The organism is Tautonia sociabilis (assembly GCF_003977685.1).
Taxonomy (GTDB): domain Bacteria; phylum Planctomycetota; class Planctomycetia; order Isosphaerales; family Isosphaeraceae; genus Tautonia; species Tautonia sociabilis.
In genome coordinates, this window is record NZ_RYZH01000031.1 from 41,612 (window position 1) to 54,050 (window position 12,439).

Annotated in this window: 11 protein-coding genes; 4 read left to right on the forward strand and 7 right to left on the reverse strand. The window is 70.9% G+C overall.

Annotated features, from left to right (window positions below; translation table 11 throughout):
- Window positions 1-30: 30 nt before the first annotated feature.
- Entirely contained in the window at window positions 31-1,845 is a 1,815-nt protein-coding gene (locus TsocGM_RS15935) for an NADPH-dependent assimilatory sulfite reductase hemoprotein subunit (protein ID WP_126726459.1), read from the reverse strand.
- Between the two features lie 597 nt (window positions 1,846-2,442).
- On the opposite strand from TsocGM_RS15935, the gene TsocGM_RS15940 reads away from it, so the two are divergent.
- The 4 genes from TsocGM_RS15940 (at window position 2,443) to TsocGM_RS15955 (ending at window position 4,284) form a co-directional block, all read left to right on the forward strand.
- On the forward strand, window positions 2,443-2,973 hold the full coding sequence (locus tag TsocGM_RS15940) for a hypothetical protein (RefSeq protein ID WP_126726460.1): 531 nt from the start codon (window positions 2,443-2,445) through the stop codon (window positions 2,971-2,973).
- A complete protein-coding gene (locus tag TsocGM_RS15945) occupies window positions 2,970-3,470 on the forward strand; it encodes a DinB family protein (protein WP_126726461.1) in 501 nt (166 codons plus the stop codon). Before TsocGM_RS15940 ends, TsocGM_RS15945 begins: the two co-directional genes overlap by 4 nt.
- A 71-nt stretch (window positions 3,471-3,541) precedes the next feature.
- Window positions 3,542-3,901 (forward strand): translation initiation factor, encoded by a 360-nt coding sequence (locus TsocGM_RS15950; RefSeq protein ID WP_126726462.1) that lies wholly within the window; start codon window positions 3,542-3,544, stop codon window positions 3,899-3,901.
- 41 nt (window positions 3,902-3,942) lie between these two features.
- A complete protein-coding gene (locus TsocGM_RS15955; protein WP_126726463.1) occupies window positions 3,943-4,284 on the forward strand; it encodes a hypothetical protein in 342 nt (113 codons plus the stop codon).
- A gap of 271 nt (window positions 4,285-4,555) precedes the next feature.
- Here TsocGM_RS15955 and TsocGM_RS15960 read toward each other — a convergent pair whose 3' ends face one another.
- The 6 genes from TsocGM_RS15960 to TsocGM_RS15985 all read right to left on the reverse strand — a co-directional run bounded on the left by TsocGM_RS15960 (window position 4,556) and on the right by TsocGM_RS15985 (window position 12,438).
- Window positions 4,556-5,641, reverse strand: a complete 1,086-nt coding sequence (locus tag TsocGM_RS15960; protein ID WP_126726464.1) for an alpha/beta hydrolase — start codon at window positions 5,639-5,641, stop codon at window positions 4,556-4,558.
- A 112-nt stretch (window positions 5,642-5,753) separates the two neighbouring features.
- On the reverse strand, window positions 5,754-6,422 hold the full coding sequence (locus tag TsocGM_RS15965) for a flavoprotein (protein WP_126726465.1): 669 nt from the start codon (window positions 6,420-6,422) through the stop codon (window positions 5,754-5,756).
- Between the two features lie 130 nt (window positions 6,423-6,552).
- Window positions 6,553-6,798, reverse strand: coding sequence for a hypothetical protein (locus TsocGM_RS15970; protein ID WP_126726466.1), 246 nt, complete (start codon window positions 6,796-6,798; stop codon window positions 6,553-6,555).
- Window positions 6,799-7,172: 374 nt separating this feature from the next.
- Entirely contained in the window at window positions 7,173-8,012 is an 840-nt protein-coding gene (locus TsocGM_RS15975; RefSeq protein ID WP_126726467.1) for a restriction endonuclease, read from the reverse strand.
- A 195-nt stretch (window positions 8,013-8,207) separates the two neighbouring features.
- Complete coding sequence (locus tag TsocGM_RS15980; protein WP_126726468.1) at window positions 8,208-10,559, reverse strand: DUF4340 domain-containing protein; 2,352 nt, start codon at window positions 10,557-10,559, stop codon at window positions 8,208-8,210.
- A 67-nt stretch (window positions 10,560-10,626) separates the two neighbouring features.
- On the reverse strand, window positions 10,627-12,438 hold the full coding sequence (locus TsocGM_RS15985; protein WP_126726469.1) for a GldG family protein: 1,812 nt from the start codon (window positions 12,436-12,438) through the stop codon (window positions 10,627-10,629).
- Between the last annotated feature and the right edge of the window lies 1 nt (window position 12,439).

Here is a 12,439-nt window from a genome sequence, read left to right on the forward strand (position 1 = left end):
ACTCGGCGAGGGCGGCCGTCCCCCTCCGGCTCACGCCTTCGCTGGCTCCGATGCCGACGACGACGCTGCCGCCTCCGCCGCCAGCGCCTCCACGCCGACCCGGTGGCAGAAGTCCCCGAACGACTCGCCCTCCTCCCGCTCCGCCTTGAACCTGGAGAAAACGGGGATCAGCTCGTCCACGATGCGGTCGATCGGCACGTAATCCTTGAACAGGACGTTCAACCGATCCCCCTGGATCCGGCCTCCCAGGAAGATCGTGTAGGTGCCCGGCCCTGGCGAGCCGTCCGGGTTCTTCGAGGCTCCCCGGCCCACCAGGCCGATGTCGCAGTTGTACGGCCGGGCGCAGCCGTTCGGGCAGCCGGTCATGTGCACGCTGTACCGCTCCCCCTCCAGGCCGAGCGCCGCCATCGCCTCCTCGAAGCGGTCCAACACCGAGGGCAGGACCCGCTCCGACTCCGTCACCGCCAGGCCGCACGTCGGCAAGGCCGGGCAGGCCATCGCCCACCGCCGGACGGTCGACGTCCGCTCCACCGACGCGATCCCGTACTCTTCCAGCCAGGCGTTCACCTCGTCCTTGCGATCGGCCGGGATGTCCGCCAGGAGGATCGACTGCAAGCACGTCAGTCGGGCCGGCGCGCCGTACCGCTCGAAGTACGCCCGGAGCCCGCTCGCTAGCCTCAGGCTCCCCTCGTCCTTGATCCTCCCGTTCTCGACCGGGATGCCAAGGAACCACGAGCCGTCCCCCTGCTCGTGCCAGCCGAGGTGGTCGTCCACCTCCGTCACGGGTAGGTCCTTCGGCGGCGTCAGCGGCCCGCCAAGGTACTCCTCGACCTTCGAGCGGAAGGCGTCGATCCCCCAGTCGAAGATCACGTACTTCAGGCGGGCTCGCTTGCGGTCTCCCCGGTCGCCGAAGTCGCGCTGGACCTTCACCACCGCCTCGGCGATCCGCAGCACCTCGGAGCGAGGCACGTAGCACAGCTCCACGGCCACCGCCGGGAAGGTCTTCCGGGCGCTGGGGGTCGTCCCCATGCCGCCGCCGACGACCACGTTGTAGCCGACCAGCTCCCCGCCCTCGACCACCGCGAGGAAGCCGAGGTCGTTGGCGTACGCATCCGTGCAATTATCGTCCGGCAGCGCGAAGGCTGTCTTGAACTTGCGCGGCATGTAGGTCTTGCCGTAGATCGGCTCGACCGCGTCGTCCCCCGGCGTGGGGACCAGGGCGGGGCCGGGCTTCGGGGCGTCGGGATTGTCGATTTTTTCGCCGTCGAGCCAGATGTCCCAGTAGCTCGACGCCCGGGGAGACAGGTGCGCCGCCAGGGCCGCGCAGTCCTCCTGCATCCGGGCCCGCACCCGGTCGTGAATCGGCGCCGGGCAGCAGAGGATGTTCCGCTCCACGTCGCCGCAGGCGGCCAGCGTGTCGAGCAGCGTCTCGTTGATCCTGCGAACGGTGGCCTTGAGGTCCTGCTTCAGCACCCCGTGCAGTTGGAACTCCTGCCGAGTGGTGATCCGCAGCGTCCCGTTGCCGACGGAGCGCGCCAGCTCGTCGCACGCCAGATACTGCCTCGCGTCGATCCTCCCGCCCGGAATCCGCACGCGGACCATGAACGAGTAGGCCGGCTCCTGCCCCTCCCGCCGCCGCTGCACCCGCACGTCCCGGTCGTCCTGCTGGTACGAGCCGTGGAACTTGAGGATCTGCATCGCGTCGTCGCTGATCGAGGCGCCCCCGGCGTTGAGCTCGTCCAGCAGCGGAAGCTTCAGGTACTGGCTCTCCCGCTTCAGCGCCTCGACCTTGCTCAGCTTGCCGTTGCCCTTGCCCTTCGTTTCGCCGTTGCCGCCGGTGCTCACGGGCCCCTCCGTCGCCTCGCGACGCCAATCATCAGTTCCATCACGAACTTCGTGAACTATGGCCCATTCTAGCCGCAACCCTCCCGGGGATCAATCGCGATCGGCACGGCACGGGGCACGGTGAGACGAAGCGATTGGATCTCTCAGGTGGAGAGGCGGAGACGCGGAGACGCAGAGACGCAGAGACGCGGAGACGCAGAGACACAGAGACACAGAGACGCAGAGACGCAGAGACGCAGAGACGCAGAGACGCAGAGACGCAGAGACGCAGAGACGCAGAGACGCAGAGACGCAGAGACGCAGAGACGCGGAGACGCAGAGACGCGGAGACGCAGAGACGCGGAGAAGAACACGGGGTGGGATCGAATTACCTCTTCGGCGTCTTTCCGGTTCTCTGCTTTCTTCCCTCTGCCCTCTTCCCTCTGCCCTCTTCCCTCTGCCCTCTGCCCTCTGCGCTTCCGCGTGAGTTCCCCTCCTCTGTGACGCACCGCCCCCTCCCGTTACACTCGAACCCCTGGAGGGCTTCCTCGCTCGATTCGGCAGGGCCGGACAGGACAGGACAGGGCAGGGCAGGGCAGGAGACAGAGGGTCGCCGTCATGGGCTCCTACCGGCTCGAAGGGCCCAAGCCGGCCCGGATGTACGAGGTGATTCTGCCGAAGAAGCTTGGCTACTTCGGGAAGATCGAGGAGGTGCTCGAAGACCTCTTCGACGAGGACGCCATCCGCTCCGTCCCCTACGTTCGCCAGGTGATCGCCGCGGCCCGCTCCCGAGATCCGAACTTCGACGAGCACGCCTGGGTCCGGACCTTGTGCGAGGCGTCTCGGGGGTATTCCATCTACGAGATGGACGGCCGCTACCTCTCGGCCGACGGGCCGATCGACGAGCGCGTGCTCGTCTTCCGCTTCATCTTCCACAACCCGACCGCCCCGCCCAACGCCGCCGTTCGCACCGACCTGCTCGCCGCCTCGCTGGAGATCGTCAACTTCCTCGTCGCCCACCGCTTCGCCGAGGAGCTGGGCGTCGAGGAGGAGATCTGGTTCCTCGAATACACCGAGCCCCGCCTGGCCATCTGGCGCAAGGTCGACGACCCCCTGCCCCTTGATCCCGCACCGGAGGCCGACCGTTGACCATCGACGTCCTGATCGACCGCTTCGAGAACGGCGGGCCGCTGCTGGCCTACTCCATCACCAACCTCTCCCGAGCGCACGAGGCCGCCCGCCCCGGCCCCGGCTCCTGGAGCATCGCCGAGCTGGTCGTCCACCTGCTCGACAGCGACCTCGTCGGCGGCGACCGCATCAAGCGCGTCATCGCCGAGGAGAACCCCACCCTGCTCGCCTACGATGAGAACGCCTGGCTCTCCCGGCTCGGCTACCAGGACCTGCCGATCGAGGAGGCCGTCTCCATGTTCGTCGCCAACCGCCGCTGGATCGCCCGGATCCTCCGCACCCTGCCCGAGTCCGACTTCGCCCGAGCCGGCAACCACACCGAGAAGGGCCGCCTCACCCTCGCCGAGCTGGTCCTCGGCTACGTCGGCCACCTCGACCACCACCTCACCTTCCTCTACGCCAAGCGAGGCAACCTCGGCATGGCCGTCTACCCCCGCTACAGCTACGCCCTGGAATGACGTCCGCTCCCCGCCGGCTCCGTCCTCCTGCTGCTCGCATCCATCATCCGCCATCCGTCTGGAGCCTGCTCATGGGCCGCCTCTTCGCCGGGACGCAATGGGACCGCCCCCCTCGCTGCGAGCGCTGCGGCCAGCTCGAAGCCGAATGCTCCTGCCCTCCCCCGGCCCCCGAGCCCCCCCGTCGACTCGACCCCGCCCGGCAAACCGCCCGCATCCGCGTCGAGAAGCGCCCGAAGGGGAAGCTCGTGACCGCCATCCGCGGCCTTCCCCCCGACGGCAACGACCTCCCCGCCCTGGCCGCTCAACTGAAGTCCACCATCGGAGGAGGAGGCACCGTCAAGGACGACGGCACGATCGAGCTCCAGGGCGACCACGCCGACCGCGTCTCCTCCCTGCTCGCCGAAATCGGCTACAACACCAAGCGAAGCTGACCCTCCGCTCCGAGGAGAATCGCCCGGAACGCCCCCCCGCCATGCCCCCGCCGCTCCTCCGTGCCCGGATCACCGCCGTCGCGCTGGCCGCCGTCGTGCTCTTCTGGCAGCTCGGCAACGCCGCCGCCGACCGGTTCGTCCACCCATTCCTCGCGGCCGACCTGATCGGCTCCTCCTGGCTGCTCCTGGCCGCCTCGTGGCCCGACCGAAGGACCGCCGCCGTCGCCCTGATTGCCGGCTTCGGCGTCCTGTTCGGCGTCTTCTCCTCCGCCGTCACCGGCCGGATGCTGGTCGGCCGCTTCGACCCCGGCACGGCCGCCGCGGCCCTCGGACTGGTGCCTTGCGTGTTCGGGATCGTCCAGGCGGGGAGCAGCTCCCCCTGATCGCATCGCAGCCGACGAGTCGCGCCGGGGTCGGTTTGCGCGGGCTCGCCCGAGCCGGTTCCGAACCCTCTGGAACCTCGTCCTGGGAACGAACAGGTCAGGCACCGCCCCCCTCCGATCCGACGCGACCAGCTCGTCTCCGACCCAATCGCAACGGCGAAACCTCATCGAAGCAGGCTGCCCCTGCTTCCCGTCCACCCGACCGCCATCAAGCCCGCCGGCCGTTCCATCGGCGGGCCGGCGCCGGCCGCCGGTTGGCCTTCGGCCCCAATCACGGCCTCAAGGCAAGCATCCAGGGGCCCGTCGGCGGCAGCAGGTGACGGCCGAGGAAGCGGTACGCCTCGGCCTGGTGGCGGTTGAAGTACGAGAGCGAGTGCGTCGCCAGCGGCGCCGTCGCCAGCTCCACGTGCACCCCCTTCGAGGCAGCCAGCCAGGCAAACGACATCGCCTGCGCGTCGAAGTTCCAGTTGTCCCGGCCGCCGAAGTGGCAGAAGAGGGCCATCTCACCGGGCTGGAGATCGGTGGTGAACAGCAGGTCGGCCGGGTTGAGGTACTGGAGGATGTCGGAGACCTCCGGCCCGCTGCCCAGGACCGGGTCGATGTACTTCCGGGCCCGGGTCTGCCGCAGGCCGAAGGAGAAGACGGCGTAGACCTCCTCGGGGTCGTAGGCCGCTTTCCAGCGGTAGGTCGACGGGTGGAAGTCCTCTCGGGGTCCTCCCGGTCGGATGTCGTCGTACCGCACGTTGACCGGAGAGGCCAGGGTCGCCACCGCCCCGAAGAGGTCCCGGCGCCGCAACGCGATGCTCATCCCCCCGAACCCGCCCCCGGAAAGGCCCAGCACGCCGTGAGCCTTCGCCTCGGGACGGATGGAATAATGCGACATCACGAACGGCATCACCTCCCCCACGAGGTGATCCTCGAACCGCCCTCCCTTCCCATTGATGAACAAGGAGTGGGTCGAGCGGATGTGATTCTCCCCCTCGTAGGTCCCGTCCGGGCAGGCCACGACCACCGGGGGGATCTCCCCCCGGAGGATCATGGCGTCGAGCTGTTGCAGCGGATGGCCTCCGATGAAGGCATGCTCATCCACATAAGCCATGTGGAGCCAGAGGATCAGCGGGTACTGCCGCCTCGGGTCATAGCCGGGGGGCGTGTAGACGTACAGGTCCCGCTTCCGGCCCAGCACCGGGGAGTCGAGCCGGCGGTCAGCCCCGTGGTTGTGCGAGTAGTCATCCACGTGGCCCGCCAGGCGGTGGTTCACCCAGTCGATATTGACGAGCGCTCGATATTGCGCACCCGCCGGAACGGCCCCGATCAGCAGGACCGCGGCCGCGATCGGGCCTCGCCATTCGCGCATGGTCGAACCTCGCCGATTCCGACCGACTCGAAATCCCCTCCCCCCACCCCGGTTCGGTCCGCCGGGGGGCCGTCCGGAGCCTTTGATCGACCGATCCCCCGGGCCGCTTGAGTTAACCGGGCCCGGCCCCGGCCCGCTCCAGGGCCGATTGAACCGCCTGGACGACCTCGGGGATCTCCGCCATGCCGCCGGTGCCCACATCCCCGCACGCCAGCCGCTTGGCGATCGGCGTCACCAGGGTCAGCCCCGGCGCATGACGCTCGAACACCCCGGCCGCCTCCTCGAGCGCCCAGGGTGCCGACGGCCCCCCGTCTCCCCGGTCTTCCAGCAAGAGCCGAAGGTGACGACGGGTGACGGGGCTGTCCCACATCAGGGTGTTCATCGCCGGCGCCAGCACCACCGGCCGGGAGAAATCCCAGCAGCGGAACAGGCAGGTCAGGCAGTTGTCGCTCAATCCCAGGGCGAACTTGCCCAGCGTGTTGGCATCCAGCGGAGCGACGACCAGCAACTCCGCCCAGCGGCGCAGCTCGATGTGCAGCACCGGGTCGTCCCGACGCCAGCGGTCGAACGCCCACTCGTCGGCGTCCCGGTACAGCGAGCCGCCCAGGCGGAGGGCGTCGTCGGGGTCGGGAGGGCCAAGCTCTCCCGGGTCGAAGAATTTCAGCGCTGGCTCGGTAACGACCACGCGCACGGCGTGGCCGCCGGCCCTCAGCGCCGCGCGCAGAGCAGGCGTCCGGATCGCGGCGACCGAACCGGTGACTCCCAGAAGGATCCGGGCCATGAGCGGGGGCCTCCCTTACCTGCCCGCGACCGGCCCGGAGTTGAGCCGAGGCGACGCGACGCGATGCGACGCGATGCGACACGGGGCCGGCCGCCGATCGATCCGATCGATCCGGCGCCGGCCGGTCCGCTCAGCGGCACTCGGCGGTCAGGGGGGCCATCGTCTCGTTGACGGCCTCGCTCAGGCGGCTCAGCAGGTCGCGGTGCAGCTGCCGATACTCGCGACGGGTCAGCAGCAAGCGTTCGTGGGCGCGGCGGGTGAGCAGGGCGGCCACGGCCTTCAGGTCGGCCTCGACCATCCCGGTCAGCTCCTCGAACTCGGGCGGGAGGTTCAACGCGGTCGCGGGGGCAGCGGACGTGTCGCTGGGGCAAGACATCTCGGACCCTCCTTGGCTGGGACCTCCGCGGTGGCACGGACTCCCCGTGCTCTTGGACACGATTAGCCGCGAGGCGGTCGCCAGTCAAGTCTCGAATGGCGCTTGGTTCCCGGTCGTGGTCACGGGGCCAAGCGTTGCAAGACATGTGCCGGGCGACGATCTGCCCGGCCTCAATCATCTACATGTGCATCTTCGGAGACGATCGCGACGGGCTTCGTCGCGGCGGCTCGGGTGTCGGGTCGGCCGGTCCCTGGGCGGGCGCCTCCGGGAGCTCGGCCGGGGTGGGAAGCCCCGGCACGACTCGTCGCGTCGTCCGGGTTGTTCAGGGCTCATTGTAGCAACGGGGTCAAGGGCAGATCGTGACGCCAGTGGCCTCAAAACCACGCGGGCTCCGGCTCCTTCGTCGCGCCAGGGCCCATCGCCTCGCGGACCAGCTCCACCAGCCTCGGCCCGTCCACCAGCTCGATCGGGTGGTCCGAGGCGAACCGCTCCGCCGCCAGCGAGAACGTCCTCGTCGTCACAAAGAACCCCTTATGGCACCCCGTGTGGTGGATCGTCCCCAGGAACTTCTGCAGTTCCGGAGAGCCCACCACCCCCTTCTTGTGGTACTTGCACTGGACGACGCCGCGAAGCCCGTTGCGGGTCACTCTCAGGTCCGCTCCCTCGTCCCCGGTGCCCCCCACGCGGTCGACCTCGTAGCCGATCGCCTCGAACAGCTCGGCCACGAACTCCTCGAACCCCTCCGGCGACAGGCTGTCCAGTTGCGCCAGCTTCAGGTCCGCCCTCCTGGCCTGCAGCCGAAGACGCTCGGCCTTCTCCCTCGCCTCGGCCACCGCCTCCTGGATCAGCCTCCGGCGCCGCTCCACCTCGGGGCCCTCCGGCCCCGGGAGCCGAGCCGCGTAGCGCTCGATCTTGTACAGCACGTTGCGGATCGTGTTGTCCAGCCTCGCCCGCTCCGCCCTCGTCAGCTGGTTCTCGAACCGCCGGAAGACGGCGTATTCCAGATGCTCGAACGCCCCCTCCAGCTCCGCCTCCGACCGGATCGCCGGCGCCTCGTCGTTGTACGGCACGCTCGACCAGAGCATCCCCTGCACGGTCCGGCCCCGATCCCGGTCCCCTTCCCCGCCGGGAGACGGCCCTCCCGATCCCTCGGCGGCCCGGTCCCGCAGCCATTGCAGCAGCAGCTCGGCGCACTTCGGTCCCAGGCACTCCATGATCGGGTGCGTCTCCTCCCTCTCGGCACAACGCAACGCAACGCGACTCGACGGGGCCGCGGGCCCATTGGTGCCGCACGACCCCACCCCCGGGGCGCTCCGTCCGCCCCGCGTCGCGACCCATCTTATCCGAACCGTGCGCCGGATCCACCTCGCGGGGGGATCGAGCTCGCGGAAGGCCGATTCGGGCCCTCCTCAACGCTGGAACGGATCCTCCGGCAGTTCCCCCGAGGCCGACGGCCGCTCCCCCGCTCCCCCTCCGATCGGAGGCAGCGGGACCGCATCCGCCTTGAGGAGGAACACCGCCCCGGGCCCCTCGGCTCCCATCGCGGCGTACCGCACGCCGTCGACGACCGCGCCCAGCCGCACCGTGGCCGACTGCTCCTCCTCCCCCTCCAGCCCCCGGATCCGCACCTCGACCGCCCGGATCGGAGGCTCCAGGCCCGAGCCCTCGGGCATCGGGCCGTCGTCCTGAGCGATCCGATCGGCCACCAGCGTCGACAGCGCCGTCACCATCGCCTCGACCCGATCCGCCCCGAAGCCCGGCGGCCACGAGGCGCCGTCCCCTTCCGGCTCCCATCCGCCCGAGTCTCCCCGGACGAACGCCACCTCCCCCTCCGGGCCCCGCACCGCCACGCGATCGGCCCGGTCGGCCGGGAACGCCAGCAGGCGACGCTCTCGGAACTCCGCCGCCATGATCGCCAGCAGCTTCGGCCCGATGGTGAACAGGCCCGGCTCCCCCTCCAGGGTCGCGTACCGCTCCCCGTCCCGGCCCGGTACCGGGTCGCCCACCAGCAGCGTCGTTCTCGATTCCCGCTCGCCCTGCCCCGAGAGCCACGACACGCGGACCGCCGGCCGATCCATGCCGAAGGCCGCACTAGCGTCCCCCTCGGCCTCGATCCTCCGCTCGGCCCGCAGCCGGGTCAGGGCGTCGACCAGCATCGTCACCGCCAGCCGATCGGCCGGCGCTCGTGTCGGCTCGACCACCCGCCATGCCGAGGACGACGCCGACGAGGGGAGCCCCGGCGCTGGCTCCATCCGCTCCAGCGCGATCGACCTCCCGATCCGGCTCAGCTCCACCCGGCGCACCGCCCTGGGATCCTGCCGGACCATCGTCCGGTCCCGGTAGGCCAGGGCCCCGTCGGGGACCACGTCGCGCACCGTCTCCGGCAAGGCGAGCACCGTCCCCTCGTCCCCTTCAAGCTGCCCGTACACCAGCTTCTTGCCCGCGTCGTACCGGCCGACCGCCAGGCGGACGTCGGCCGGGCGATCGAACACGCCGTCGGCCGATCCCGCGTCCTGCTCGCCGTCGTCCAGCCAGGCGGCGAAGGCCGCCCGCGGCGCGTCGATCTCGGCATCCTCGACCTCTTCGATCGGGAAGAAGGCGGCCGATTCGAGGCCGGTCAGCGTCTCCAGCAGGGTCGCCACGTCGATCGCGTCGGCCGGCCCCTCCTCCGGCGAGACGACCCGCCAGCCCTCGTCCCCCCGGAGCAGGCGGTAGGTTCGGCCGTCGGCCTCGATCTCCAGCGCCGCCACCTCCGCCGGGCGGAAGTCGACGACCTTGCGGCTCCGCATCGCCTGAGGGTCGAGCCCCACGTCGGCCACCCCCCGGGCTCGGACCAGCAGCACGTCGTCCTCCCCGTCTCGGCGGGCGTAGAGCAGATCCGCCTTGCCCTCGGGAGCGGCCCCCAGGTGGGCCACCTGCGGCGCGTCCGGCCCGGTCAGGCCGGCGGGCACCAGGGTGATGGTCGCCCTCGGCGGATCCAGCCCGAAGGGTGAGAGGTCCTCCACGTCCTCCGCCGCGAACCCCTCCGGCCCGGCCACCGCCTCCAGCTCCGCCAGGTCGGCCAGCAGGCCGTTGATCGCCTCCGCGTTCGCCGGCGCCCGGAAGGGCGCCACCACCCGCCATCGCCCGCGATCCAGCTCCACCGCCAGGCGTCGTCCGGGCCCCGCGACATCCAGTGACTTCACGTCATACGAATAGATGTTGAACAGTGCGCGGTCCCGCCACGCTCCCGGGTCCACGTCGTCCGGCTCCAGCCGGAGCGCGTCGGCCAGCGTCACCGAGCCGCCTTCGGGCCGGACGTATCGCAGGCGCTCCAGCTCGTCCCCCAGCTCCAGCGCCGCGACCGGCTCCGACTCCCCCTCGCGGTACAGCCGCACCACCCGGGCCGGGGGATCGAGCCCGAAGCGATCCGGGTCGCCGGCCACGTCGCCGGCCTCGGGGGCCCGCCGCAGCGCCTTCAGGTTGTTCAGCAGGGTTTCGATCCTCCTGGCGTCGGCCCTCGCCTCGATCGGCTCCGCCACCTGCCACCGATCCGGCCCGGTCCGCTCCAGGACGACCCGGCCGCCGTGCTCGCCCGGCTGCTCGACCTCGACGCGGGCGATCTCGCTGGTCTCGACCGCCATCAGCGCTGGCAGCACCCGGACGGCCATCTCGGCGCGCTCGGCCGCCGTGGGCACGTTCGCCCATCGGGCCCACCACAGTGCGCCCAGGCCGCCGAAGAACAAGACCAGTAAGAAGAGGGTGCTCCGCTTCCCCATCATCGCCGTGCCCCGGCCGGTGAAGTCTCCTCGTCGCTCGGGTCCTCCCGAACGACCCGAGTCCGCTGGTTCACTCTCTCCGAGCCAAGTACGTCGCGAGGCCTAGCCCCACCAGGATCGACACCGCCATCATCGTCGGCAGCAGCACCAGCTTCGCCCTCAGGTTCGGCCCGGCCTTGAGCATCCGAGCGGTGTAGGTCCTCGGGGCGATGCCGACCAGATCCGGCCGATCCTGGAGCCAGCCGACGGCGTTGACCAGCAGGTCCAGGTTCGCGAAGCCCACCTGGGCCACCGTCTGGTTGTCGGCCGCGTCCGGGCTGGCGATCAAGACGAGCCGGGGGGTGGGCTCGGCGTCCTGGTCGCCGGGGTCGGGGCGGTCGGCCACCGCGGCGGCGACGACGATCGGCCCCGGCCGGTCCGCCTCGCTGTCCCGCTGCGGAGGGCCGGCCTCGGGGGTCGACTCGACGAACGACGATCGGCTGGTCCGCAGCAGCGGCATCACCAGGAACGCCCCGGACGAAACCGCCCCGAGCTTCGCGTCGATCGGCGCCGGGAAGGGCATCAGCACCTGCCTCCGCTCCAGCGGAGCGACGATCGGGGGGTTGTTCCCCCCCGGGGGGATCTCCACCATCGGCAGGTCGGGCCGCCCCCCCAGCGCGAGCGTCGGATCCACCACCCGGCCGGCCCCGATTCCCACGCCCAGCCCGGCAAGCCACTCCTCCAGCCCGCTCGGCGACCGGTTCCCCTGGATCACCAGCAGCCGGCCTCCCGTGTCGGAGAACCCCTGGAGCCGGGCGGCCGCCTCCGGGCCGATCGTCTCCTCCGGCGCCGCCACGATCACCACCGACGCCCCCTCCGGCACCTGCCCGGCCGGGTTGAAGGCGACCACCTTCATCCCCATCGACTCCAGCCGGGCCCGCAGTTGCCCCAGCCCCGGCCGCCTCGGGTCCATCGCGTCGATCGACGGCTCGCCGTGCCCGGTCGTCACGGCCACGATCGGCTGCTCCCCCTGTTTCAGGCGGATCAGGGCGGTCGTCAGCGCGGCCTCTCCCAGGAACGAGGTTTCCGCCACCACGCTCGAGGCCGGATCGTCCCCCATCTCGGCCGCGAACATGTCCGCGTTGCGGACGATGATCCGGCTGACGTTGTCCCCCTCGCCGTAGGAGACGATCACGCCGCCCCCCTCGGTCAGCGCCAGCCCCGGCACCTGCTCGGCCAGCTCCCGGGCGCGGTCGGGGTCGTCATACGGGTTGAGGTAGTCGATCGAGATCCGATCCGGCGCCTCGGCCTGGTACAGCCGCAACAGTTGCCGGACCCGGTCCACCTGGCCCAGCTCCCGCTCTCCGCTGCCGAAGAAGACGGTGAACGCCACCGGCTCCTCCAGCGTCTGGAGCTGCTGGATGGTCGTCCGCTCCAGGCTGTACGAGCGATCGAGCGACAGGTCGATCGGCCTCGCCCCGTAGGAGAAGGCCAGCACGTTCCCCACGATCAGGATCCCCGCCAACAGGGCCCCGGTCATCGAGGCGTCGGCGAACCGGGCCATCCGCCTCAGGCTCGGGCTGGCGTGCCGGTAGCGCCGGTTCGACCGGATCGTCAGGATCAGGACCGCGAAGGCGGCCGCGAACACGGCGATCGAATGCGGCACCCCGAACCGCAACGCCACGTATGCCCCCAGTCCGATCCCGAGCATCCCGGCCGTCGTGGCGATCGCCATGCGGTCGCGGTATCCCGGCGGCGGCGCCTCGGACCCCGGCTCCGACTCGGCCGCCCGGCCCGCCGGCGCGCCCCGGAGGAACCAGTACAGCGCCAGCGCCCCGGCGATCAGCAGCCCGACGACGGCCGCCGCCTCGCCGCTCAGCAGTTCGAGCACCCGGCCCCCCATC